The sequence below is a fragment of the Propionibacterium ruminifibrarum genome (assembly GCF_900289195.1).
In the GTDB taxonomy this organism is placed as follows: Bacteria; Actinomycetota; Actinomycetes; order Propionibacteriales; family Propionibacteriaceae; genus Propionibacterium; species Propionibacterium ruminifibrarum.
Genome location: NZ_OMOH01000015.1, coordinates 1 through 22,602 on the forward strand (window position 1 = coordinate 1; position 22,602 = coordinate 22,602).

General features: G+C 71.2%; 20 protein-coding genes and 4 tRNA genes. 12 read left to right on the top strand and 12 right to left on the bottom strand.

The window, feature by feature from the left end:
* Positions 1 to 120: 120 nt before the first annotated feature.
* From PROPJV5_RS11860 to PROPJV5_RS11875, 4 genes are all read right to left on the bottom strand, one after another.
* Entirely contained in the window at positions 121 to 1,776 is a 1,656-nt protein-coding gene (locus tag PROPJV5_RS11860; protein WP_119716574.1) for a GTPase, read from the bottom strand.
* Positions 1,773 to 3,620: a P-loop NTPase family protein gene (locus PROPJV5_RS11865; protein WP_119716575.1), complete on the bottom strand. Its 1,848-nt coding sequence runs from the start codon at positions 3,618 to 3,620 to the stop codon at positions 1,773 to 1,775. Before PROPJV5_RS11865 ends, PROPJV5_RS11860 begins: the two co-directional genes overlap by 4 nt.
* Positions 3,621 to 3,727: 107 nt before the next feature.
* Positions 3,728 to 5,173 (bottom strand): PrsW family intramembrane metalloprotease, encoded by a 1,446-nt coding sequence (locus PROPJV5_RS11870; protein ID WP_119716576.1) that lies wholly within the window; start codon positions 5,171 to 5,173, stop codon positions 3,728 to 3,730.
* A 199-nt stretch (positions 5,174 to 5,372) separates the two neighbouring features.
* Positions 5,373 to 5,445 (bottom strand) — tRNA-Arg (locus PROPJV5_RS11875).
* A gap of 117 nt (positions 5,446 to 5,562) precedes the next feature.
* Between PROPJV5_RS11875 and PROPJV5_RS11880 the strand changes: the two genes are divergently transcribed.
* From PROPJV5_RS11880 to PROPJV5_RS11890, 3 genes are all read left to right on the top strand, one after another.
* Entirely contained in the window at positions 5,563 to 6,765 is a 1,203-nt protein-coding gene (locus PROPJV5_RS11880) for an MFS transporter (protein ID WP_119716577.1), read from the top strand.
* Positions 6,766 to 6,917: 152 nt separating this feature from the next.
* Positions 6,918 to 7,535 carry an oligoribonuclease gene (orn, locus tag PROPJV5_RS11885; RefSeq protein WP_119716595.1) on the top strand — a complete coding sequence of 206 codons (618 nt, stop codon included), beginning with the start codon at positions 6,918 to 6,920 and terminating at the stop codon, positions 7,533 to 7,535.
* Positions 7,536 to 7,621: 86 nt separating this feature from the next.
* Positions 7,622 to 7,694, top strand: a tRNA-His gene (locus tag PROPJV5_RS11890).
* 97 nt (positions 7,695 to 7,791) lie between these two features.
* Here the strand turns inward: PROPJV5_RS11890 and PROPJV5_RS11895 are convergent.
* Positions 7,792 to 8,958: a low temperature requirement protein A gene (locus tag PROPJV5_RS11895; RefSeq protein ID WP_182858712.1), complete on the bottom strand. Its 1,167-nt coding sequence runs from the start codon at positions 8,956 to 8,958 to the stop codon at positions 7,792 to 7,794.
* 127 nt (positions 8,959 to 9,085) lie between these two features.
* On the opposite strand from PROPJV5_RS11895, the gene PROPJV5_RS11900 reads away from it, so the two are divergent.
* Together PROPJV5_RS11900 and PROPJV5_RS11905 are read left to right on the top strand one after the other, a co-directional pair.
* Entirely contained in the window at positions 9,086 to 9,586 is a 501-nt protein-coding gene (locus PROPJV5_RS11900; RefSeq protein WP_119716596.1) for a GNAT family N-acetyltransferase, read from the top strand.
* Between the two features lie 63 nt (positions 9,587 to 9,649).
* Positions 9,650 to 10,429, top strand: a complete 780-nt coding sequence (locus PROPJV5_RS11905; RefSeq protein WP_147385449.1) for a hypothetical protein — start codon at positions 9,650 to 9,652, stop codon at positions 10,427 to 10,429.
* A 145-nt stretch (positions 10,430 to 10,574) separates the two neighbouring features.
* Here the strand turns inward: PROPJV5_RS11905 and PROPJV5_RS11910 are convergent, their stop codons facing one another.
* On the bottom strand, positions 10,575 to 11,672 hold the full coding sequence (locus PROPJV5_RS11910) for an ABC transporter permease (RefSeq protein WP_182858713.1): 1,098 nt from the start codon (positions 11,670 to 11,672) through the stop codon (positions 10,575 to 10,577).
* 151 nt (positions 11,673 to 11,823) lie between these two features.
* Between PROPJV5_RS11910 and PROPJV5_RS11915 the strand changes: the two genes are divergently transcribed.
* From PROPJV5_RS11915 to PROPJV5_RS11935, 5 genes are all read left to right on the top strand, one after another.
* Complete coding sequence (locus PROPJV5_RS11915; RefSeq protein ID WP_119716581.1) at positions 11,824 to 12,474, top strand: TetR/AcrR family transcriptional regulator; 651 nt, start codon at positions 11,824 to 11,826, stop codon at positions 12,472 to 12,474.
* A 36-nt stretch (positions 12,475 to 12,510) separates the two neighbouring features.
* Positions 12,511 to 13,812, top strand: coding sequence for a Mur ligase family protein (locus PROPJV5_RS11920; RefSeq protein WP_119716582.1), 1,302 nt, complete (start codon positions 12,511 to 12,513; stop codon positions 13,810 to 13,812).
* On the top strand, positions 13,809 to 14,582 hold the full coding sequence (locus PROPJV5_RS11925; RefSeq protein WP_119716597.1) for a type 1 glutamine amidotransferase: 774 nt from the start codon (positions 13,809 to 13,811) through the stop codon (positions 14,580 to 14,582). The genes PROPJV5_RS11920 and PROPJV5_RS11925 overlap by 4 nt, the downstream gene beginning before the upstream one ends.
* 319 nt (positions 14,583 to 14,901) lie before the next feature.
* Positions 14,902 to 16,815 (top strand): heavy metal translocating P-type ATPase, encoded by a 1,914-nt coding sequence (locus PROPJV5_RS11930; protein WP_119716583.1) that lies wholly within the window; start codon positions 14,902 to 14,904, stop codon positions 16,813 to 16,815.
* Positions 16,816 to 16,892: 77 nt separating this feature from the next.
* Positions 16,893 to 17,306 carry an ArsR/SmtB family transcription factor gene (locus PROPJV5_RS11935; RefSeq protein ID WP_119716598.1) on the top strand — a complete coding sequence of 138 codons (414 nt, stop codon included), beginning with the start codon at positions 16,893 to 16,895 and terminating at the stop codon, positions 17,304 to 17,306.
* Positions 17,307 to 17,456: 150 nt separating this feature from the next.
* On the opposite strand, the gene PROPJV5_RS11940 is transcribed toward PROPJV5_RS11935, so the two are convergent.
* The 3 genes from PROPJV5_RS11940 to PROPJV5_RS12625 all read right to left on the bottom strand — a co-directional run bounded on the left by PROPJV5_RS11940 (position 17,457) and on the right by PROPJV5_RS12625 (position 18,215).
* Positions 17,457 to 17,529, bottom strand: a tRNA-Lys gene (locus PROPJV5_RS11940).
* Positions 17,530 to 17,581: 52 nt separating this feature from the next.
* Positions 17,582 to 17,926 carry a GroES family chaperonin gene (locus PROPJV5_RS11945; protein ID WP_476704278.1) on the bottom strand — a complete coding sequence of 115 codons (345 nt, stop codon included), beginning with the start codon at positions 17,924 to 17,926 and terminating at the stop codon, positions 17,582 to 17,584.
* Positions 17,919 to 18,215: a DUF3618 domain-containing protein gene (locus PROPJV5_RS12625; protein WP_182858714.1), complete on the bottom strand. Its 297-nt coding sequence runs from the start codon at positions 18,213 to 18,215 to the stop codon at positions 17,919 to 17,921. The genes PROPJV5_RS11945 and PROPJV5_RS12625 overlap by 8 nt, the downstream gene beginning before the upstream one ends.
* 223 nt (positions 18,216 to 18,438) lie before the next feature.
* Here PROPJV5_RS12625 and bcp point away from each other — a divergent pair, with 223 nt between their 5' ends.
* On the top strand, positions 18,439 to 18,918 hold the full coding sequence (gene bcp / locus PROPJV5_RS11955) for a thioredoxin-dependent thiol peroxidase (RefSeq protein WP_119716585.1): 480 nt from the start codon (positions 18,439 to 18,441) through the stop codon (positions 18,916 to 18,918).
* A gap of 169 nt (positions 18,919 to 19,087) precedes the next feature.
* On the opposite strand, the gene PROPJV5_RS11960 is transcribed toward bcp, so the two are convergent.
* The 3 genes from PROPJV5_RS11960 to PROPJV5_RS11970 form a co-directional block, all read right to left on the bottom strand.
* Positions 19,088 to 20,125, bottom strand: a complete 1,038-nt coding sequence (locus PROPJV5_RS11960; RefSeq protein WP_119716586.1) for a tetratricopeptide repeat protein — start codon at positions 20,123 to 20,125, stop codon at positions 19,088 to 19,090.
* A 185-nt stretch (positions 20,126 to 20,310) separates the two neighbouring features.
* Positions 20,311 to 20,568, bottom strand: a complete 258-nt coding sequence (locus PROPJV5_RS11965) for a GlsB/YeaQ/YmgE family stress response membrane protein (RefSeq protein ID WP_119716587.1) — start codon at positions 20,566 to 20,568, stop codon at positions 20,311 to 20,313.
* A gap of 150 nt (positions 20,569 to 20,718) precedes the next feature.
* Positions 20,719 to 22,116: a tetratricopeptide repeat protein gene (locus PROPJV5_RS11970; protein WP_119716588.1), complete on the bottom strand. Its 1,398-nt coding sequence runs from the start codon at positions 22,114 to 22,116 to the stop codon at positions 20,719 to 20,721.
* Between the two features lie 235 nt (positions 22,117 to 22,351).
* Here PROPJV5_RS11970 and PROPJV5_RS11975 point away from each other — a divergent pair.
* Positions 22,352 to 22,436 (top strand) — tRNA-Leu (locus PROPJV5_RS11975).
* Positions 22,437 to 22,602: the final 166 nt, after the last annotated feature.

Consider the following 22,602-nt stretch of genomic DNA (forward strand, 5'->3'; position numbering starts at 1 on the left):
AGACCGATCCGCCACCGGATCATGACAATCACCCCCAGGGCCCGTGATGTCCCCATCGTCACACCGGCCCGGCCACATCGGGAAGACCCAACCCGAACCTGGGGAAAACCAGCGGATCCGTCAGGAGCGGTCCGCCGCCCTGCGCACGGCGACGAGTGCGTCGTGGTGCCGTTGCAGCTCGGCCTCGATGGGGTCGATGACGGCCTCGTCGGACACCTTCGAGATGGCCTCGACGAGTGCGTCGACGGCCCTGCGCCGCGCCGCGCGGGCACCGGCGAGGACCCCGAAGCGGGAGAGGACGCCGAGCACGACGCCGAGGATCACTCCGGCTCCGGCCAGCACGACGGGCGCCGGGATGGTCCACCAGTCGGGTGTGGGAATCGCGCCCATCGACAGGTGCCTGAGCAGCAGGTTGATGCCCAGCCAGCCCAGGCCGACGATCACGGCGGCCATGAGGAGCCACTGCAGGAACCGAACGATCCCCCACCACCACTGGCCCTTGCCGAAGCGCAGGTCGGTGCTCGCGACGGCCTTGTCGAGGCCGGCCGGCAGCTGATCGAGGCGTCCCTTCGAGGCGGCACGCACGGCGTCGGCCCAGCCCTGGGGCAGCCCGCGTGAGGCGTCGTCGCTGATGGCGCGCAGTGCCGTGCCGACGCGGGCCTGCTCGACCCCGCCCGTGGTGGTCTGCAGGCTGGTGCGTTCGATCGCTGTGGGGCCCGTCAGGTCCTGGCCGAGTTCCTTCCTCCTGCCCTGCGAGCGGTCGAGGTGCAGGTTGCGCAGCGGGTCCGGCCGCAGCCTCTGCACCCACGACACGAAGGGCCAGCCGGTGGCCGCCTGGCCCCGCCTGCTCGTCGAGGTGAACACGGCCTCGCCGACGCGTTCGACACCGGCGGCCTGGCCGAGTGCGGCGTCGAGCTGTTCGACGCGGTCGGGGCTGACCTGGGCCGGCACGTCCTCGCCGATCGCCCCCATCAGTGCCGCGGCGGCCGCGTCGATGTCGGCGCTCAGCCTGGCCGAGCTGGCCCGCTTGGCCCTGACGACCTCGGTCAGCCGGCCCGTCAGCTCATCGACTCCCGTGCCGGTGAGCGCCGAGGTGCACAGCAGCGGCACCCCGCCCAGCCCCTCGGAGTCGAGGAGCCTGCGCAGGTCACCGGTGGCCTGCGCCAGTTGCGGGGCCGTCAGACGATCGGCCTGGTTCAGGACGACGACCATGACGTCGGCGTGGCCCGCCATCGGCCGCAGGTAGCCCTCGTGGAGGGCCGCGTCGGCGTACTTCTGCGGGTCGACGACCCACACGAGCATGTCGACCAGGGCGACCAGGCGGTCGGCCTCGAGCCTGTTCTCGCGCTCGGTGGAGTCGTGGTCGGGCAGGTCGAGCAGCACCAGTCCGTCGAGGCCCTTGTCAGGGCCCATGTTCGTGCGCACCGGCACGTCGAGCCAGTCGAGCAGCCCGTCGGGATTGGCGGCGCCCCAGCAGGCAGCCATGGCTCGTCTCGTCGTGGGGCGCTGCACCCCGCTGCGGGCGAGCTGGGCGCCGGCCAGGGCGTTGAACAGGCTCGACTTGCCCGAACCGGTGGCCCCCGCCAGGGCGACGATCGTGTTGTCGCCGCTGAACGCGAGCCGCTGGTCGGCCCGCCGGGTGATGTCCCGCGCGTAGCCGAGGACGTCGGCGTCGACGCGGCCCTCACTCAGGGACACCGCCTCGGACAGGGCGCTGATGCGTCTGCTGAGCTTCGTCAGCGCGGCGCGGCGCCTGCGGTCGGCTCCGATGTTCATGGCCGCTCCCCCGCCTCGTCGATGATCTCGGCGTCGATGACGGCCCCCAGACCGTCCGCCTCGACCCGCTGGATCTCGACGGCCTCCCGCGGGGCCCCGCCCGGCTGCCCGCCGGCCTGTTCGCGGGCGGTGAGCTCGGCCGGGGCCGGAGCGCGGCCGGCCCGGGCGGCCTCGACGGCCGCGATGGCCTCGTCGAGTCGGGACGCCACGGTCTTGTCCACACCGAGATCGGCGAGCAGCGCCTGGAAGCGCTGCGACTCGCCTGCCATGAGCTCCCCCACGCGCGCGTCGAGGTGTTCCTTGGCGGTCTTGGCCAGGCGCCGCACCGCGTCATCGCCGAAGATCGATTCGAGCAGCCGCTGGGCAACGACCGTGGTGCCGCCGGCCACGCCGATCTCGGCGCCCGACAGGCCCGCGGTGTGGGCGAAGATGACGATCATGAGGGCGGCCCCGACACCGTTGACGCCCGCTGCCACCAGCCGGGCCTGGGTGCGTTTGCTCTTGCCCTGCTCGCTGACGAGCTGGAGCACGTCGGCCTGCCAGTCGCGGATGACGTCGCGGGCGCGTTCCTCGAAGCCCTCGGACGTCCTCGCCAGGTCGGGGTGGGCCGCGATGATCTCGCGGCCGGCCGGGTTGGCGCGCCAGGCTGTTCCCGCGCGCTCGGCGGCGGCCTGCGCCTGGTCGATGATGAGGGCCTCGAGCCCCGATCCGGCGGCGGCCGAGGCCTGCACCGCCTGGGGCGGTTCGCCCCTGATCATGGAGGTGAGGCGGTCCCGCAGCCAGCTGATCCTGTTGTCGATGACGCGGGTGAACTCGCTCGTGCCGACGTAGTCCTGCCAGCGGGTGAGGACCTCGCCGCGCAGCAGGGTGCCGTCGGCGGAGCGGACGCTGATGGCGCGGGCCGCCTCGTCGAAGGCCGATGCGGCGTCCCGGCGCAGCTGGCGGACGATGCCGGCCTGGCCGCGCACGGCCCCGGCGAGTTCGCGGGACTGGCCGATGATGGCGCGTACGGCGCCGTCGAGGGTCTGGGCTATGACGGCGTCGCGGCGCTGGTTGTCGGCGGCCAGGGTGGCCAGGTAGGTGCGGATCGGTGCGACTGCGGCGTCGGGCAGCAGCCCCGCCTCGTCGGTGAGGGTCTCGGGCACGGCGAACAGCGGCGACTCGGCCAAGCCGCGGTCGCTCATGAGACGGGCCAGGTCGGCTGGCACGAGCTGCATGCCGGCCGGCGGGATACGGTCGCAGACGACGGCGACGGCCGCGCCCCGCTCGGCCGCTGAGGTGAGGAACTGCCACGGCACGGCGTCGGCGTAGCGGGCGGCCGAGGTGACGAACAGCCACAGGTCGGCGGCCTGGAGCAGTTGCGCGGCCAGCCGGCGGTTGGCCTGGGAGACCGAGTCGATGTCGGGGGCGTCGAGCAGCGCCAGGCCCCTCGGCAGGCTCGGCTCGGGCACGAGCTGGATCGAACCGGTGCCTGTCGTGCTGACGGTCGTGCGGGCCAGGCCCGGCAGGATGCGTTCGTCGTCGAACCAGTGCTGCTCGGCGGGGTTGAAGATGAGGACGGGGCTCGTCGTCGTGGGACGGATGACTCCGGCGCGCGACACCACGCGGCCGATGAGCGAGTTCACCAGGGTGGACTTGCCCGCCCCGGTGGAGCCACCGACGACGGCCAGCAGTGGCGCGTCGAGGTTGGCCAGGCGCGGAAGGACGTAGTCGTCGAGCTGGTCGAGCAGGGCTCGGCGCCCTGACCTGCTCTGCTCGACTGACGGTCCTGGCAGGGGCAGCCGGACGGACTCGAGTGCGCTGCGCAGGCCCCTCAGCGCGCCGGCGAGTTCGGTGGCACCCATGCAGATTCCTTTCCTCCGCCCCGTTCGGCGAGAAGCCGGCCGGGGGCCGCAGTCCCGTCACTGCGCCGGGGTCACCGCGCGCAGGCGACACGCGGCTGGGCTTCAGGCTATCGCTGGGGAGCGCCGACCGGAATCTGGGTCTGAGGTGGCGGCGCGAAGACGGGCGGCTTGGGACGACGGCGCGGCAGGTGGGCGCGGATCCAGCGCTTGGCGTTCTGCCGGGTCCAGTTGGGTGGTTTGACCGTGAGGCCGTCGGTGGTGTCGAGGGCCCGGCCGCGCAGGGAGCGGATGTGGAAGAGGAGTTCTCGTTCGCGTCCGATGGCGGCGTCGTCGATCAGCCCGTTGATGACGCCCATGCGCAGGTGCGCGAGCTCGGACATGTCATGGATGAGCCGGACGGTGGCGATCAGGCGGCGGGGGCCGCGCAGGGTGGCGGCACAGATCAGCTTGAGGCGCGAACGGTAGCGGCTGAACATGATCGGGTCCTGCCTGCTGAGCCAGCCGTTCGCGACGAAGTCCTCCAGGCGGGCCCACATCTGGCGGGACTCTGCCAGGGCCAGGCGGATGTAGCGCAGGAGCAGGAAGAGGATGATGAAGGCGCCGATGGTGACCGTCGTCGTCGTGTCGATGCCGACCGTCTGGGTGCCGTTGAACGCCATGTGGGCGCACGCGGCGAAGCAGAACCCGGCCAGTGGCGCGAGGACACGAACGAGTTTGCTGCGGTTGCGCAGGGCGACGCCGACGCCGATGGCAGTGAAGGTGGCGAACAGCGGGTGGCCCCAGCAGGTGAGCAGGCCACGCAGGTAGAAGATCTGCCGCAGCGCGTCGTCTGCGTCGACGCCGTAGACGAGCGAACCGTACAGGTACATGCGGATGTAGTAGACGATGTCCTCGACCACGGCGAAGCCGAGACCTGACAGGCCGGCCATCGTGATCATCTGGATGACCGACAAGAACCTGTGCCGCACGAGGATGGCCAGTAGGAACAGCACCGTCGCCTTGGCCGCCTCCTCGACGAAGGGGGCGATGAAGATGGCGGCGCGGGCGCTGCCCATCTCGTCGGCCTCGTCGGCGGTGACCATGGCCGCGGCCCACGTGTTGACCACCAGCGAGACGTAGACGGCCACCACCCCGCCCCACACCAGGGCGACGGCCTTCAGGCGCAGCGTCGTGGGCCGAAGACGGTCGAGGAGGAAGTAGACGACGAGGCCGATGGCGAGCGTGACGAGCGCCAGTTTCGTGCACTTCCACAGCGCCTCGTTGAACTGGGCGATGGTGGGTGTCGAGCGGGTGCCGGCCTGCTGCTCGGTGTAGTCGCCGACGGCCGTGGTGATGTTGGTGAGGTACACCCGGTAGGTGAGCCACAGCAGGAACCCGCAGAACGGGAAGAACGCGACCGTCACCCAGTTGAGCGGGCTGCGACGGAAACGCCGCCAGCCGGTCAGTCCCGGTTCGACCGGGCGCGGCAGGCCGGCGATCCTGCGGGCGCGGCGCTCACGGGCCGGCGACGAGTCATCGCGGCGCTCGGTGGGTGCGGGCAGTTGCGTGGACACGCGGCAAGGTTACCCCGGGGCATCCGGTGACCCATGGGCCGAACACCCAGCTGCCGGCATCCCCGGGACGGCTCAGGGCCGTGGCAGCATCGTGACAGTGCGCCCGCTGATGCCATCAGACGAGTCTCTGCCGCTGTCCGCGTGGCGCACCGCTAACACGTCGGGGCGGTGCACCTGCTGATGCCCCGCCCCAGGGGAGCGGCCCGGGTGGGAATCGAACCCACGCGCGACAGATTAGAAGGCTGCTGCTCTATCCGCTGAGCTACCGGGCCCCGCTGCGATGCATTGTAGACGGCACGGGGACCGTCTCCGCCCCGCCATGGATCGCCGCCGAGGAAACCGCCCGGCACGGCGCACCGGAGTGCCGCAGGCGGTGGGACCATGACGACGTGGCAGCAGAACGGACGAACCAGACCCTGGCCCGCACTCTCATCGCGGTCTACGGGCCCACCGTTCTCGCCTCGATCGGTTTCGGCGCCGTCATCCCGCTCGTCGCCATCCAGGCCCGGGCTCTGGGCGCGAGCGTGGGCGTGGCGGCGTTCATCACCGCCCTCACCGGCATCGCCCAGGTGATCGGCGACCTGCCGGCGGGCACCGTCACCGACCGGATCGGCGAGAAGTACTCGATCGTCCTGGCCTGCCTCGTCGACGCGGCGGCGATGGCCGTCGTCTTCTGCTCGGGCTCCCTCGTCGTCCTGGCCCTGGCCGTGTTCTGCCACGGGCTCACCGGGTCGGTCTTCGGCCTGGCTCGGCAGACCTATCTGACCGAGCGGGTCCCCCTGGGCTGGCGGGCCCGGGCCATGTCCACGCTCGGCGGCGTCATGCGCATCGGCTGGTTCGTCGGCCCGCTGGCGGCCGCGGCCATCGTCAACCGCTGGGGTCTGACGGCGGCGTTCGCCTTCGCCGCCGCCATGTCGCTCGTCGCGGCAGCCGTGACGCTGACGATGCCGACCCTGCCCGGCGAGGAGCCGGGTCTGGCCGGTATCAGGCAGCGCAACCGGGGCGAGCACGCCCGCACCCTCTCTGTGCTGCGCAGGAACCGTCACGTTCTGCTGACCCTGGGCGTCGGCTGCCTGGCCCTTCAGCTGGTCCGCGCGGTGCGCCAGACGATCGTCCCGCTGTGGTGCGAGGCGCACGGCATCTCTGCCGCCACGACGAGCCTCATCTACTCGATGTCGATGGGGTGCGACGTGCTGCTCTTCTTTCCCGGCGGCTTCATCATGGACCGGCTCGGCCGCCGCTGGGTGACGCTGCCGGCGATTTGCACGATGAGCATCGGCCTGCTCGTCCTGCCCCTGACCCACCACGTGGGGACGATCGTGCTCGTCGCCGCCCTGCTCGGCCTGGGCAACGGCGTCTCGTCGGGCATCATCGTCACGCTCGGGGCCGACGCCTCACCGGTGCGGGGCCGCGCCCAGTTCCTGGCCGGCTGGCGTCTGTTCGCCGACTCCGGCAACGCGCTCGGCCCGCTCGTCGTGAGCGGTGTCGCCTCGCTCGCCGGGCTGCCCGTGAGCGCCCTGACCGTGGGCGGGATCGGGCTGCTCGGCACGTGGTGGCTCGCCCGTCACGTGCCGCGCACGGTCGAGGCCTGAGGGCCCGGCAGTGCCTCCCGGGCCAGGCATCCGCTGCCAGCGGGGCGCCGCGCACGCGCAAGCGAGGAGTTGGACCGCCACGTTCCAGTGGTCCCGCGCCGCCGGGGCCCGGCTGGGTCCCGGGGTTAGAGTTGGCCGACGTGAACAACAACATGCTGGTGTGGATCGACTGCGAGATGACAGGGCTCGACCTTGCCCACGACGAGCTCATCGAGGTGGCCTGCCTGGTCACCGACGGTGAGCTCAACATCCAGGGCGAGGGCGTCGACGTACTCATCAAGCCCAGCGACGCGGCGATGGCCAACATGGGTGAGTTCGTCACCGAGATGCACACCGCCTCGGGCCTGCTCGAGGAGCTGAAGACCTGCACGACGACGATGCGTGAGGCCGAGGAGCAGGTGCTCGCCTACATCAGGCAGTACGTGCCCGAGCCGCGCAAGGCGCCGCTGGCCGGCAACACCATCGGCACCGACCGCACCTTCCTGGCCAAGGACATGCCCGAGCTGGAGGCCCACGTGCACTACCGCAACGTCGACGTCAGCTCGATCAAGGAGCTGGCCCGCCGCTGGTACCCGCGCACCTTCTTCAACGCGCCGGCCAAGAACGGCAACCACCGGGCCCTCGCCGACATCATGGAGTCGATCGAGGAGCTCGCCTACTACCGCGAGGCCGTCATGGTGCCCGAGCCCGGCCCCACGGCCGACGAGGCCAAGGCGATCGCCGCCCGGTGCCAGGGCAGCGTCACCGGCTTCGGCCGAACGGCCGGCTGACCCCCACGGACCCCGCTGGACAGGATTTGGGGCGAGGCCTCCAGGTCGGCTACTATGTCCTGGCTGCCTGCTCGCAGGCGGCAATGGTGGATGTAGCTCAGTCGGTAGAGCCCCTGGTTGTGGTCCAGGTGGTCGCGAGTTCAAGTCTCGTCATCCACCCCGCAACGGCCCCGGTCCCATGGGATCGGGGCTGTCAGGCATTTTGGCCCCGAGATGCCTCGTCTGGTCTTCTGTCTCTCGCCACCACCGACCGGCTTCACCGGACCGCACTGAACTCGTCGCGCTGGGGCACCCCCGCCGAGACGGGGGCGAGCGTCTCCCACAGCGCCACCGCGACGACGATCGCGGCCACCGCGGTGAGCGCGACCCAGGCCGGCAGAACGGTGGCGGCCGGCGCGACGAGCGCCGCATTCGCCACGACGCCGAGCAGGCGCGAGCGGTAGATGCGGCGGAAGGTGCGCAGGCGCACGACGAGGAAGACCGTCAGGAAGGCGACCGTGCCGATGCACAGCAGCGAGGCGGCGAACCAGCCGGCCGGCTCCGCCGTCTCCTCGAACACGAGGTGCAGGGCGGCGGCGACGGCGATGATGCCGCCGACGAAGAGCAGGTGACCGTAGACGAGCAGCCCCCGCACCACGTCGAAGGGCGTGTCCGCGGTCTCAAGCCTCCTGAGCACGAGCCCCGAGGAGTGGTGGAAGTACGACCACCACAGGCCCGCGATGAGGGCGAACGCCGCCACCAGGGCGGCGCCCTGCTGCCAGCTCACGTGCTCGGCCTCGCTCAGTGGCTCGCCGACACCGACCAGGGTCTCCCCCAGCGCGACGATGACGAGCAGCCCGAAACGCTCGACGACGTTCTCGGCGTCGTAGCGGGCCGCGCGCATCTTGGCGCGCAGCAGCACCGGGCTGGCGAACTCGGCCAGGGCCGCCGCCGACCAGAGAACAAGCTGGCCGCGGCCGCCGAGCAGGGCGCCGGCCGTGAGCAGCGGACCGGTCAGGACGACACCGACCAGATCGGGCTGGAAGACGCGCCAGGTGGAGCGCACCAGGCCGAACACGATGAGCAGGCGGGCCGCCCAGCAGGACAGGGCGAAGGCCAGGGCCCTGCGTCCGAAGGCGTCCGGCACGCAGACGGCCATGACCAGCGTGACGAGCCCGATGAGCAGGACGACGAGACGGCTCCTGTCGCGCGAGGCGTCGCGCATGCTCATCTGGATGCTCGTGATGCACCACAGCCAGTAGATGACGGCCAGTAGGATGACACCGCGCAGGACGGCCACCGTCCCGCCCTCGCGCAGCACGCCGCTGATGCCGGCGACCGCGAACACATAGACGAGGTCGAGGAAGAGCATGACCTCATCGACGCGGTGGTGCGCGAGCGGGGGCATCGTGGGCCGGCTGTCGCCGGGGCTGGCAGTGGACATGGCCCCGATGCTAACCGGGTCGCGGGAGACCGGCCGGCTGCGGCGAGCGTCTCCCGGCGCACACGGCGGGACCGGCCAACGGGCCGACGCGGCGGACCGACCTGGAGGAGAGATGGGGAGGACAGCGATGAGCGTCACCATCGAGCAGCTCACGGCACAGGACGTCGAGGGCGCCCGCTCGGCGTGGAACGAGGTCGTCGCGGCAGGCGACGCGTTCCCCCAGATCGATGAGCTCGGCCCCGACGAGGCGGCGGACTTCTTCGCCTCCCAGTCCTTCACAGGTGTCGCCAGGGACACCGGCAGCGGCCGGGTGCTCGGCGTCTACATCCTTCACCCCAACAACGTCGGGCGGTGCGGCCACATCGCCAACGCCAGCTATGCGGTGTCCGGGGCCAGCCGCGGCCGGGGCGTCGGGGAGCAGCTGGTGCGGCACAGCATGAGCACGGCGGCGCGGCTGGGTTTCCGCATCCTCCAGTTCAACGCGGTGGTCTCGACGAACCATTCGGCCCGGGCGCTGTACGAACGGCTCGGCTTCGTCGAGATCGGCCACGTCCCCGGCGGGTTCCGCTACGACAGCGGCGAGTACGCCGACATCACGCTGTACTACGCGGACCTGACCCGCTGCTGAAGGACGCCTGCCAAAGGTGAGAAGGCCGCCCTGCACGAGCCGGCATCTCGTAGAGTGCGCACCATGGTCATCTACTCCATGATGAACGTTCTCGTCTCAGTCATCGCCATCCTCGCCCTCGTCGCCCTGCTCCTCCTGGTCCTGCTCAGGATGCGCCCGGGCCAGCCCCGCACCTTCGCGACCATCGGCGCCGCCTGCCTGCTCGCCGACCGCGTGTGGAACCTCGTCTTCTACCAGCTGACGCGGGGGTTCTTCTCCAGCTACAGTGAAGCGCCCCTCATCATCAACCTGTTCGTCTCCAACCTGTTGTTCTTCGCCGGGGTGTTCCTGCTGGCCTTCGCGGCCATCAAGGCATCGTCCAGGCAGGTGACGCCGATCGTGGGACAGGTCCAGCAGCCCTACCAGCAGTTCCAGCAGCCCCCAGTACAGCAGCAGATGCCGACGCAGAGCGCCCAGAACTTCCCCCAGCCCCAGCAGTACGGCTACCAGCCCCAGGAACAGCAGGCCCCGCAGTACAGCCAGCCCCAGGAGTACGGCGACCAGCCCGCCACCACTGAGCAGCAGGCCCCGCAGTACGGCACTCAGACCCAGCAGTTCGGCGCTCAGCCCGGCTACCAGCCCCAGGAGTACGACGACCAGCCCGGCACCACCGAGCAGCAGGTCCCGCAGTACGGCCAGCCCCAGCAGTACGGCACTCAGCCCGACTTCCAGGCCACGGAGCTGCAGACCCGGCAGCAGGAGACCCAGGACCCGGCCCAGCAGGACCCCGGGCAGGGCACCTGGACCCAGCCCAGCAATCCGTACACCCAGCCGCAGAACCCCTTCGCCCCGCCCCAGAGCTGAGCGGACTCGACGGGGCGGCTGACAAGCCCCGACGGTCCGCTCCCCTCTCGTCCTTCACCAATGACCGGGCCGGTGCGTCCGGGAGAACCGTCTGGTGAGGTTCTCCCGGACGCGTACCGGATCTGTCTCTGCCTCAAGATCACCGTCAGGCGGGCCTTGTCGTCGCGGGCCGACGCGAGGGCACGATCATGCTGAGTGCGGCAAGAACCAGGCCGGCGCAGCCGGTCAGGACCAGTGGCAGACCCGCCCTGTTCCAGACCCCGGTGCCCATGTAGATGATCTGACGCATCCCCTCGCCGATGAACCGCTGGGGCACCCAGCCGTACACCCAGTCCTGCCAGAAGGCGGGCAGCACCTCCAGCGGCAGGATGCCGCAGGAGGTGCCGAGGGCGAAGACCCCGATGGCCACGAGTGCACCGAGGGCCGGGTGGATGTCGAAGGCGCTGGTGAAGACGAGCATCAACGCGGCGGCGGACATCCACAGGAACCCGAGCGCGGCGGCGCTCACGTCCACGTCGGCGATCAGCCGGAGCATGCACCACACGACTGCGCCGACCAGCAGCGACAGCACCGCGATGCCGCCGAGCTGCTTGCCCAGGGCCGGCAGCCTTGACGCCCGCCCCAGTCCTCGCACCGGCACGACGAGGAGCGACAGCAGGGCCGAGCAGATCAGGCTGAACAGGACGGTCGGCATGACCGAGAGCTGCTGGGAGAGCATGGTGCCGATCATGTTCGTTGCGGCCGTGCTCGGCCCCGCGTGGATGACCTCGATGTCGGTCCCCACGCCCATCTGCTCGAAGACGCTCGCGATCTGCGTCCTCATCAGGTTGGTGACGAGCGGGCTCTTGGCGTTGTCGAGTCGAACCTGAAGACTCGGCTGTCCCTCACCGGTGGTCTGCGCGGCGGCCTGACGGGCCGTGAAGTCGGCGGGGATGATCACCGCGCCGTAGTACTCGTTGTCGGCCAGGGCGGCATCGAGCGCCTCCTGGGAATCCACCGGGGTCCAGGCGATCGTCGCGTCCGGATCGTCCGACTGGCCGACCATCGCCTCGACGACGCCGTCACCGGCGTTCACGTCCCCGGCCGGCGTACTCATGCCCTCGTCGAGCGAGAGCACGGCGAACTGCAGTCCCCTCGGGTGCATGTGGGTCATCGGGTAGAAGAGCAGCGAGAAGATGCAGGCCACGAGCAGCACGACCAGCACCGGCAGGCCGTACCGGCGGGCACCGAGTTTGTTCCCCATCAGTGTCATTCCTCCTCATCAGGACGCCCCAGCTGGCGCGTGTGGGACGTTGTCCGCCAATTTATTGGCCATGAAGGCCAATAAAAACGGGTAGAATGAGCCGCAGTGGCTAATTTCTTAGCGGTCGTCGTTCCCGGGAGCTGGAGGTGACATGGGCCGTCCCCGTTATGCGGCCAACGACGTGCGAGCCCGCCAGAAGCTGATCAACGCCTTCTGGCGGATCCTCGAACAGGTGCCGTACGAGCAGATCACGGCGCGGCAGATCGTCGCAGCCGCCAACGTCAACAAGAACACCTTCTACTACCACTTCACGAACACCGAGGACCTGGCCGCCGCAGCGGTTCAGTCGCTCATGATCCGGCGGGTGCCCCTTCTCCTGCTGAGCGGAGAGATGAGCTCCGGCGAGCGCGTCCGGGAGCTGCTAGCCGAAGACCCCGAGATGGGCGTGAGCCTGCACAGGATCCACACTCTCAATGCGAGCAACGGGACCAGCCTGCTCCCCCTCCTCGAGAAGGAGTTTATGGGCATCTGGCTGGATCTACTCGGACTGGAACGCGACGAACTGCTCCCCGAGGACCTGGCCGCGCTGCACTTCATCATCGGCGGTGTCCTCACCCTGCACCGGGTCACCACGCTGGAGAACGCCCCCGACGTACTCCCCCGATTCATGGCCGCGCCCCTCGGCCAGGCCTGCGTCGCATACCTGCGGTCGCTGGCGAAGACGCGGGACCTGTCTGACGCCGCTGACGGGTCCCGCGCACGGCGAGCCGGCACGCCGGCGGTCCACCGCCGCACGGCCTGAGCGTGCCGGGTGCGCGGTGCTGCCACAATGGATGCCATGGCCTCACAACCGACAGCTCAGCTCCACCACGGGCGTCCGATCGACCCGGCGCTGCCCCGCAGGCTCTGGCGCGACGCGGCGATCGGTGCCGGCAACCTCGTGGCATGGGCCTCCCGCAGGGCCGGGCGCGGCAGTGGCGCCTCCATCCGGGGCCAGGTCATCACACGGCTGTACCCGATGATGTTCGCCGAACTCGTCGCCGGGCGGCGCATCGCCGCCGTGTCGGGCACGAACGGCAAGACCACCACGACGCACCTGCTGACCGCCGCGGCCGAGGCCGCCTGGGGCGGCCGCCAGGTCGTGACGAACGCCGACGGCGCGAACCTGCGCGAGGGCATCGCCTCGGCACTGTCGCAGAACGTCAAGGCCCCGGTCGCCGTCCTCGAGGCGGACGAGCAGATCGTCCCCGACCTCATCGCGAAGGGCCGGCCCGAGGTGCTCATCATGCTCAACTTCAGCCGCGACCAGCTCGACCGGCACCACGAGATCGCCTCCCTGGGCAGGAAGTGGCGCACCGCCCTGACCGCGGCGGGCGAGAAGGCCCCGACCGTCGTCGCCAACGTTCACGACCCGCTCGTCACCTGGTCGGCCGAGGCCGCCGGCAGGGTCATCTGGGTCGACATGGGGCTCGGCGGGTGGACCGCCGACGCCGCCCTGTGCCCGAACTGCGGCACGATCCTGGCGTACGACGCCGACGGCTCGTGGAACTGCCCCGGCTGCGAACTGGGCCAGCACCCGGCCGACTACACGGTGCGCGGCGACGAGGTCTCCGGCCCCGAGGGCGCCCACTGGACCTTCGACCTTCAGGTGCCTGGGCGGTTCAACCGCGGCAACGCCACCTGCGCGCTGGCCGCCGCCATCGAGATGGGCATCGACCCGCAGACCGCGCTGCGGGCGATGAGCACGGTGAAGGCCCCAGCGGGCCGCTTCTCGATCGGCGCCTTCGGCGACAACAGGGCCCGCCTGCTGCTGGCCAAGAACCCGGCCGGCTGGGCCGAGTCGCTGCTCGTCATGGACTCCGACCCGGTCGTCCTGGCCATCGACTCGGCGATCGCCGACGGCACGGACGTCAGCTGGCTGTGGGACGTCGAGTTCGAGAAACTCGCCGGCAAGCACGTCATCTGCACCGGCCCGCGCGCCCAAGACCTCGCGGTGCGCCTGTCCTACGCCGAGGTGGACCACGAGGTCATCGGTTCGATCAATGAGGCGATGGCCCGCCCCTACGAGGGCACCGTCGACGTCCTGGCCACCTACACGGCCTTCCTCAATCTCTGCAAGATGGGTGGTGTCGAGTGGTGAACGAGCCAGTCAAGATCGTCGTCGTCTACCAGAGCCTGCTGGGCATCTACGGCGACCAGGGCAATGGGACGGTGCTCACCAAGCGCCTGACCTGGCGGGGCATCGACGCCCGGCTCATCACCGTCGAACCCGGCCAGCCGGTGCCCGACGACGGCGCCGTCTACTTGCTGGGCGGCGGCGAGGACCTCGCCCAGGTCACCGCGGTGCGCGAGCTGAAGGCCGACGGCGGGTTGTTCCGCGCCCTGGACAAGGGAGCCGTCCTGTTCGCCGTCTGCGCCGGCTACCAGATCTGCGGCACGAGCTTCACCGTCGGCGACCACGACGAGGTCATGGAGGGCCTCGGCCTGCTCGACGTCACCACGCGCCGCGCCCCGCAGCGGGCCGTCGGCGAGATCCTCACCCGCTGGACGCGGCCGGACGGCTCCGAGAGCCTCATCACTGGTTTCGAGAACCACGGCGGCCACACTCGGCTCGGCCCGGACGCCAGGCCGTTCGCGCAGGTCGAGCTGGGCGTGGGCAACTGCGGCGACGGCACCGAGGGCGCCGTCCAGGGCAAGGTGATCGGCTCCTACCCGCACGGGCCGAACCTGCCGCGCAATCCCGAGCTGGCCGACCATCTGCTCGAGCTGGCGCTCGACACGCAGCTCGGCCCCCTGCCCCACGACCGGCTCAACGCCGAGCTCGACGAGCTGCGCCGCCAGCGCATCAATGTGGTGCGCCACTCGAAGAACCTCGCCGAGGACACCCGCTGGCTCGGCGAGCGCCAGTGAGCGTGGAGCGGCGGGCCGTGCCGCTGTCCGGCCTCACGTGAGGCGCCTGGACCGTTCCCCTCCCACTCCACCGCGGCCAGACGGCAGTGTCGGCTGCTTCCGCCCCGCATGGCCGGACCCAGCTCTCGTGATCCGCGCCGGCCACGAACTCGCCCCGCGCACCGCCGGTGGTGTCACGTCCTGAGACGTTCAGGTGGAATGGCTAGCCAAGGCTCATCTCGTTCCCTACTATCTTCACATGTACGAAGATATGAATTCGTGCAGTTTCTGATGTCGCGGGGACCCGCCCCTGCCCGATCGTCCAGGAGGCCGCACCACCATGAGTGTGCAGGATCGCGTCACCGCGCCCACCAGTTCCCGGGCCACAACGAACTCCGAGTCCCTGCTGCGCCGCGTGGACCGGGCCGACGCGGCCCGGACCCTGTTCGTCCTGGCCTGCACGATCGCCCTGGCGCTCGGCCTGGACTGGCCCGGCCCCCGGCTGCCGCTGGTCGCCGCGGTCGGCATCGTCGTCGGCTGCTGGCCGGTCGTCGTCGAAGCCGTCGAGGACCTTCGTGGCCGTCGGATGAGCATGGAGCTGTCGATGCTCATCGCGATCATCGCGGCCGCCGCCATCGGTGAGTGGCTGACGGCGCCGCTCATCACCGTGTTCGTCCTCGCGGCCGAGATCCTCGAGGACCTGTCGATGGACCGAGGCCGGGACGCCCTGACCGATCTCATGGCCTTCCTGCCCGACCAGGTGCAGGTGCGCACCGCCGACGGCCTGACCGAGGTGGGGCTGGCCGAGGTGCACGAGGGCCAGGTCGTCGTCGTGCCGCCCGGCGGTCCGATCCCGGTCGACGGCCTGGTCGTCGCGGGGCGCTCTAGCGTCGACCAGTCGCGGATCACCGGGGAGCCGCTGCCCGTCGAACTCGCCGCCGGCGACCGGGTCTACGCCGGCTCGGTGAACCAGCTCGGGGTGCTCGAGATCGAGGCCGAGCACGTGGGCGCCGACTCCTCGTACGGGCGCATCGTCGAGACGGTCCGCGCCGCCCAGGAGAACCCGGCACCCGCGCAGCGGCTGGCCGACCGGCTGGCCGGCTACCTCGTCTACATCGCCCTCGGCGGCGCGGTGCTCACCTGGCTGGTCACCCGCGACCTGCGCGTCACCATCTCGGTCGTCATCGTCGCCGGGGCCTGCGGCATCGCGGCCGGCACTCCCCTGGCCGTCCTCGCGGCGATGGCCCGCGTGGCGCGCACCGGCGCCTTCGCCAAGGGCGGCGTGCACCTGGAGCACCTGTCGGCGGTCGACACCGTCGTCCTCGACAAGACCGGCACGCTCACCGCGGGACGCCCGGCCGTCTCGACGCTGAGGCCCGCCCCGGGCGTCACCGGCGACGAGCTTCTGGCCGCCGCCGCGGGCGCCGAACTGTTCAGCGAGCACCCGCTCGGCCAGGCGATCGTGGCCGAGGCCGCCGCGCGCGGCCAGCACCCCTCCGAACCGGCCGACATCGTCTACGAGCCGGGCAGGGGCCTCACCGCCCGGCTGGGCGGACGCACCGTCCGGGTCGGCAACAGGGCCCTGGTACCCGGCGCCCCCGATCCCGGGGAGCAGATGGCCGCGACCTGCATCCACGTGGACGAGGACGGCCGCTACCTCGGTTCGATCCTGCTGGCCGACACGGTGCGCGAGACGGCGGCCGGCTGCGTGCAGGCGCTGCACGCCATGGGGTTGCGGGTCGTGGTCGTCACCGGCGACGCTCAGGCCTCGGCCCGGGCCGTCTGCGAGCCGCTGGGCGTGGACGAGATCCACGCGGGCCTGCTGCCCCACGAGAAGCGCGCGTTCGTCGAGCGGCTCACCGCCACGGGACACCGCGTGGCGATGGTCGGCGACGGCGTCAACGACGCCCCGGCCCTCGCCGCGGCGGACGTGGGCATCGCGATGGGCAGCGGCACCGAGATCGCACGGGCGAGCGCCGACGTGGTCCTCATCAGCTCCGACCTGGACGACCTGACCGCCACGGTCCGCACCGCCCGCCGGGCACGCCGGATCGTCATGGTCAACTTCGCCGGGACCATCCTCGTCGACCTCATCGGCATGGTGCTGGCCGGCTTCGGGCTGCTCGGCCCGGTCGGCGCGGCCGTCGTGCACGTGGGCAGCGAGACGGCGTTCATCCTGAACTCGGCCCGCCTCATCCCGACGGGGCGGGCGAACGAGCGGCACGGCGCCCCGGACGCGACGGAGCCCTCATGATGGACCGGCCCGGCGAGCCGCCCGCCGTCTGCGGGGGTCGGGCGGGCGGCGACGCCCCGGGCGCCTATTCTGTCCCCATGAGCGGCGACGAGAAGACCTGTACCTTCGGCATCGACAGCTCCTTCGTGGAACTGGCGGTCGAGGTGTTCGCGCTCATGGCCGATGCCACGCGCATCCAGATCATCCTGGCCCTGCGCGAGCACGAACTGCCGGTGAACACCCTCGCCGAGATCGTCGGGAAGGCGCCGGCGACCGTCTCGCAGCACCTGGCCAAGCTGCGGCTGGGGCACATGGTGAAGACCCGTCGGCAGGGCACGCAGATGTTCTACTCGCTCACCGACGAGCACGCCCGCCGCCTCATCACCGAGGCGGTCTTCCAGGCCGAGCACGCGCTGAGCGAGCGTCCACTGCACCACACCGAGGCGATGGACCCCGAGCAGCTGCGCCGCGAGGCCGACAAGGAGCTGACGAAGGCCGTCACCGGCGACTGAGACAACGCGCCGGAAGGCGCACCAGCCCTGGGCCGGCACGCCGTGCCGCCTGCGACCGCCGCTGCCCCCAAACAGTCCGCAGTGCGGCCGAGTCACCGACCGGGCTCATGAAAAATCCCCACCGGTGAACGGTGGGGATCCCTCGTGTCGTGCGCCGCCAGGGACTCGAACCCTGAACCCACTGATTAAGAGTCAGTTGCTCTGCCAATTGAGCTAGCAGCGCGTGCGTCAAGGAACTATAGGCCCTTCCGCACCGACACGCAAATCAGGGGGTCTCACAGGTACAGGCCCGTCTGCCCCTCGGCCAGGTTCTCGTCGGCGACGGCGTGCAGGTCGCGTTCGCGCAGCAGCACGTAGGCCTTGTTGCGCACCTCGACCTCGGCCCGGTCCTGGGGGTCGAACAGCACCTTGTCGCCCACGGAGACGGCCCGCACGCTGGGCCCGACGGCCACGACGCGGGCCCACGCCAGGCGGTGGGCGATCTGCACCGTGGAGGGGATGAGGATCCCGCCCTCCGAGCGGCGCTCGGACTTGTCCTCGTCCACGCTCACGAGGATGCGCTCGTGGAGCATGCGGATGGGCAGCTCGGGCCCGGGGGCCGGTGTCTGCTCGTCAGCCACGGATCGCTCGCACGACGCCGCGGACCGACAGGCCGAAGACGGCGACACCGACGACGGCCAGGGCGACGGTGCCGATGCGGTCCCATCGGGGGCCCGACTCGTCGACGAAGGCGCTCTTGGCGTTCTCGAAGCTGTCGTTGGCGAAGGTCTTGGCCTCGTAGACGGCCTGGTTCTTCACGGCCGTGGGATGCACCGTGGCCGTCAGGCCCTGCACGCTGCCGGCCACCTGGCGGCGCGAGGCGGCGATGCGCGCCCTGATCTGGTCGATGTTGGTCTCGGACTTGGCCACGACTTCCTCCAGTTGCTCGCGCCCCGCGCCATCACGGTCACGGGACCTTCGTTGGGACCTCTGCCGCCCTCCCGTGCCAGCACGGAGAACGGGCCTGCCAGTGGTACTGCCCCACAGCCTATTCCCACCACCACCCACGGTGACGAATCGGGGCCGGGCGAGCAGGCATCCGCACCCGGCGGGCCCCTTCGACCATGGTTGCCGACCCTCCTATGGTTGGGCCATGACTTTCCTGACTGACGGCGACCCCGCCCCCGAGGTCGCCCTGCCCGACGCGGACGGACAGACGGTGCGCCTGTCCGATCACCGCTCCCGCACCGTCGTCCTGTACTTCTACCCGGCGGCCCTGACGCCCGGCTGCACGACGCAGGCCGTCGACTTCACCGGCCAGGTCGAGGCCTTCGCCGAGGCGGGGGTGGACGTCATCGGCGTCTCGCCGGACACCCCCGACAGGCTCGCCGAGTTCCGGGAGCGGAAGAACCTCGCGGTGACGCTGCTGGCCGATCCCGACCACGAGGCGATCGACGCCTACGGTGTGTGGGGCGAGCGCATGATCTACGGCAAGAAGATCACCGGGCTGATCCGTTCCACCTTCGTCATCGACGTGGACGCCGACGGGGCCGGCACCGTCCGCCGGGCGATGTACAACGTGCGCGCCAAGGGCCACGTCGAGCGCATCGCCCGCGAGCTGGGCATCGGCTGAGCGCCGCCGGCGCGGGGCCTGGAGACGGCGCACCGCTCGTCTCCACGAGAGGGCCGGCACCGGCGCCCCTGCCGCGTCCCCGCGGGCCGCGGATGTCAGGCTGCTCATTTGGAGGGCGTGTCGGCGCCGTTCGCGCGTGCCCTGGGCGCATGTCGGCCGCGCACCGGACTCACAGGTCGCGGGCGGTGGGACCCTGCTGGCGCAGCTGCTCGCGCAGGTAGTCGACCGAGGTGCGGGCCGTGACGGTGTTGGGGTCGTCGGGCCCGAACTCGGGTTCGATGTCGGCCAGGATCGCCTCGAAGACCTGCAACGACTCGGCGACGCGGCCCTGCTGGGCGAGCAGGTTTCCCATGTTGCCGCGGACCGCCAGCGTGAACGGGTGGGCCGCGCCCATGGTGGGTCCCACCTCGTCGGCGAGTCGGCCGAACTCGGCGATGGCCTCGTCGGCGCGGCCGAGCTTGCCGAGCAGTTCGGCGTAGTTGGCGCGGGTCACGAGAGCGTCGGGGTGGTCGGCGCCGAGCACCCGGGCCTCGTCGGGGATGAGCTGCTCGTAGACCTCCACGGCGCGGGCTGGCTGCTCGGACTCGAGCAGGCACTCGGCGAGGTTGGCGCGCAGGGACAGGGTGTCTGGGCGGTCCGCGCCCAGCACGCGGGCCTGGTCGGCCGCGAGCGTCTCGAGTTCGGCGGCGGCCTGGTCGCTGTGGCCCGCGCGGCGCAGCATGTCGGCGTGGTTGGCGCGACTGACGAGCACGTCGGCGTTGTCCTTGCCGAGCACGGCGGTCTGGTCGGCGACGAACTCGGCGTACAGTTCGGCGGCCCGGGCCGGTTCGCCGGCCTCGCCGAGCCAGCCGGCGTAGTTGGCGCGGGTGGTGAGCGTGTTGAGGTGGTTGCGGCCGAGCAGACGCTCCATGTCGGCGGCGAGTTCCTTGTTGAGCTCGGCGGCGCGCGCCGGATTCCCGGCGCTGCCGATCCAGTGGGCGTGGTTGCTGCGGCCCAGCAGCACGTCGGCGCTGTCGGCGCCGAGGACGCGCTCCAGGTCGGGCAGCAGCTGCTCGTAGAGGCGTGCCGCGCGGGCCGGGTCGCCGCCCTCCCCCACCTGGGCGGCCAGGTTGGCGCGGCTGGCCAGCACCGTGGGGTGGTCCTTGCCGAGCTCGCGGGTCTGGTTGATGATCGTCTGCTCCAGCGGGTCGATCTGCTCTGACGTCATCGGTTCCTCGCCTTCCTGGCCCCGGCAGCGGGGTCCTGGTCCGTCGTGGCGCCGGGGCGGGCCCGGCGGGTCAAGTGTCGCAGATCATGTGGCCGGGCGGATCAGACCATGCCGGGCCCGGACACGACGGTGCGCGCCCACCCGCAGAGGATGGGCGCGCACCAGATGATTGGCGGTGCCGTCGGTTACTTGCGGCCGGTGATGAGGCTGTAGACGAACAGCACGAGGACCGAGCCGCCGATGGCCAGCAGCCAGGTGGTCAGCGAGAAGAACGACCTGAGGCTCACGCCGAACAGCTCGCCGCCGAGCCAGCCGCCGACGATGGCGCCTGCGGCGCCGAGCAACATGGTGGCCACCCAGCTGCCGCCTCCCTGGTCCTTCAGGATGCGCTTGGCGATCGAGCCGGCGATGAGGCCGAGCAGGAGAAAACTGATGAGGCCCATGGGAACGTCCTTTCACTGGGCTTGCCCACGAGGCGGGGCATGCGTTGTGCTCGCGGCAGGGTCTGTCGATCTCTGGGCTCGCACGATGAGTCGAGCCTAGCCAGGTCGTGCGCTGGTGGCCAACCACCCCGAGGCCCGTTCAGGGTGCGGTCAACCCTGCGGTTCACCCGCGCGTAGTGCCTCCAGCTGGCTCCGGGTGGCGGCGGTGCTCTCGTCGTCGGAGCCGAGGGCCTGCTCCTTGTCCGCGAGCACCGCCTCCATGAGCAGGATGGCCTGCGCCCGGTCGCCGAGGGCGCCGACGAGTCGGGCGTACTCGTGGCGTGACAGCAGCGTGGACGGGTCGGTGGGGCCGAACAGGCGGCTCTGGTCGGCGATGAGGGTCTCGAACAGGTCCTTGGCGCGGTTCTGCTCCCCGTGGTAGCCGAGCTGGTAGGCGTGGTTGTAGCGGTCGCGGAGGGTCTGGGGGTCGTCGGGGCCGAAGACGCGATCGTCGTCGGCGATGAGTCGTTCGAGCTCGTCGAGGCCCTGCCGGGTCTGGCCGGCGAGCAGCCGCCAGACGGCCAGCACGCTGCGGCAGCGCAGCGTCTCGGGCTCGTCGGGGCCGCTCGCCTGGGTGCGGGCGGCGACGACCCTCGCGTAGACGTCGGCGGTCTCGGCCGCACGGTCGGCGAGGGCGTAGGCCTGGCCGAGCCATTCGAGGCTCGTGAGGGTGTCCGGGTGGTCTTGCCCGAGGGTCTGCTCGCGGTCGCCTGCGACGGCGCCGAAGGCGGCGATGGCGTCGTCCAGGTGGCCGGTGCGCAGCAGCCAGTAGGCCAGCTCGTGGCGCACGGTCATCGTCTCGGGCTCGTGGGGGCCGCGCAGGCGGACCTCGTCGGCGGCCAGCCCCTGGTAGACCTGCAGGGCGGCGTCGGCGCGTCCGAGGCGTCCGAGTACCGCGGCGTAGGTCTCGCGGGTCGCCATGAGCAGCGGCGAGTCGGCGCCGAGGACGCGCAGCTGGGCGGGCAGCAGCTGCTCGTAGACCTCGACGGCCTCGGCCAGCCGGTCCTGGTCGCGCAGCGCGGCGGCCAGGGCCGAGCGGGCGTCGAGCACCTGCGGGTCGTCGTCACCGAGCGCCCGCACCAGGGCGGGGACGAGTTCGCCGTACGCCTGGGCCGCCTGCCTCGTCTGGCCGGCCCGCAGGTGCCAGCCGCCGGCCCCGGCGCGGACGGCGAGCGTGTTGGGGTCGTCCGGGCCGTAGACGCGGCGCATGTCGGTGGCGAGCGCGGCGAACAGGGCGGCGGCCCGGGCCTCGTCGCCGGACTTGCCGACCCAGTTGGCGTGGTCGTTGCGTGCCACGAGCGTGACCTGGTGGTCGGGTCCGCCGATGCGGGTGCAGTCGGCGATGAGCTGCTCGTAGAGCGCAGCCGCGCGGGCCGGGTCGCCCGCCTCGCCGATGTCGTCGGCCTCGTCGAGCCGGGCCGCGATGACGCGCGGGTGCTCCGGGCCGTACTCGCGTGCCAGGTCGTCGATGCTGGGCTCGGGGGCGTCGGGCTGGTTCTGCTGCGGCATGATCGCACCCTACCGGCCCCGGGGACGACCCCGCCGAACGGCAGACACCCGGACGGGTGGGACCTGCTCGTCGGGCATCGGGACACGCCTGGCCATCGAGGGCATCATTCCCTGTTGGCGCGGGATTCCCGGCTCCTCCGGGACGGTCCTGCCCCGCCTCGATGGAATCCTGCCCCGGTGGGGCCCACCGTCGCGCTGCGCCCGCGGGCCGGGGTGGCTAGACTGAACGGGCCCTGCCGGAGTGGTGGAACTGGTAGACACGCAGGATTTAGGTTCCTGTGCTTCGCGGCGTGAGGGTTCGAGTCCCTTCTCCGGCACCAGCGATCATGAGCCGCCCTGGCCCCTTGGCCGCCCCATGCCCCCTCGCCGAGTCAGGCCATGGTGTACACCAACGCTCGTCGGAGCGGGAGAGTCGTGTCAGCCGCCCCGAGTCGTGAGTCCTCCTGTCAGTCGCCGATGACGCCCATCAAGATCGACAGTGTGACC

Coding starts and splice junctions, on each gene's coding strand:
- PROPJV5_RS11860 (WP_119716574.1), bottom strand. CDS start 1,776: ATGAACATCGGAGCCGACCGCAGGCGCCGCGCCGCGCTGACGAAGCTC.
- PROPJV5_RS11865 (WP_119716575.1), bottom strand. CDS start 3,620: ATGGGTGCCACCGAACTCGCCGGCGCGCTGAGGGGCCTGCGCAGCGCA.
- orn (WP_119716595.1), top strand. CDS start 6,918: ATGCTGGTGTGGATCGACTGCGAGATGACAGGGCTCGACCTTGCCCAC.
- PROPJV5_RS11895 (WP_182858712.1), bottom strand. CDS start 8,958: ATGTCCACTGCCAGCCCCGGCGACAGCCGGCCCACGATGCCCCCGCTC.
- PROPJV5_RS11900 (WP_119716596.1), top strand. CDS start 9,086: ATGAGCGTCACCATCGAGCAGCTCACGGCACAGGACGTCGAGGGCGCC.
- PROPJV5_RS11905 (WP_147385449.1), top strand. CDS start 9,650: ATGGTCATCTACTCCATGATGAACGTTCTCGTCTCAGTCATCGCCATC.
- PROPJV5_RS11910 (WP_182858713.1), bottom strand. CDS start 11,672: ATGGGGAACAAACTCGGTGCCCGCCGGTACGGCCTGCCGGTGCTGGTC.
- PROPJV5_RS11915 (WP_119716581.1), top strand. CDS start 11,824: ATGGGCCGTCCCCGTTATGCGGCCAACGACGTGCGAGCCCGCCAGAAG.
- PROPJV5_RS11920 (WP_119716582.1), top strand. CDS start 12,511: ATGGCCTCACAACCGACAGCTCAGCTCCACCACGGGCGTCCGATCGAC.
- PROPJV5_RS11930 (WP_119716583.1), top strand. CDS start 14,902: ATGAGTGTGCAGGATCGCGTCACCGCGCCCACCAGTTCCCGGGCCACA.
- PROPJV5_RS11935 (WP_119716598.1), top strand. CDS start 16,893: ATGAGCGGCGACGAGAAGACCTGTACCTTCGGCATCGACAGCTCCTTC.
- bcp (WP_119716585.1), top strand. CDS start 18,439: ATGACTTTCCTGACTGACGGCGACCCCGCCCCCGAGGTCGCCCTGCCC.
- PROPJV5_RS11960 (WP_119716586.1), bottom strand. CDS start 20,125: ATGACGTCAGAGCAGATCGACCCGCTGGAGCAGACGATCATCAACCAG.
- PROPJV5_RS11965 (WP_119716587.1), bottom strand. CDS start 20,568: ATGGGCCTCATCAGTTTTCTCCTGCTCGGCCTCATCGCCGGCTCGATC.
- PROPJV5_RS11970 (WP_119716588.1), bottom strand. CDS start 22,116: ATGCCGCAGCAGAACCAGCCCGACGCCCCCGAGCCCAGCATCGACGAC.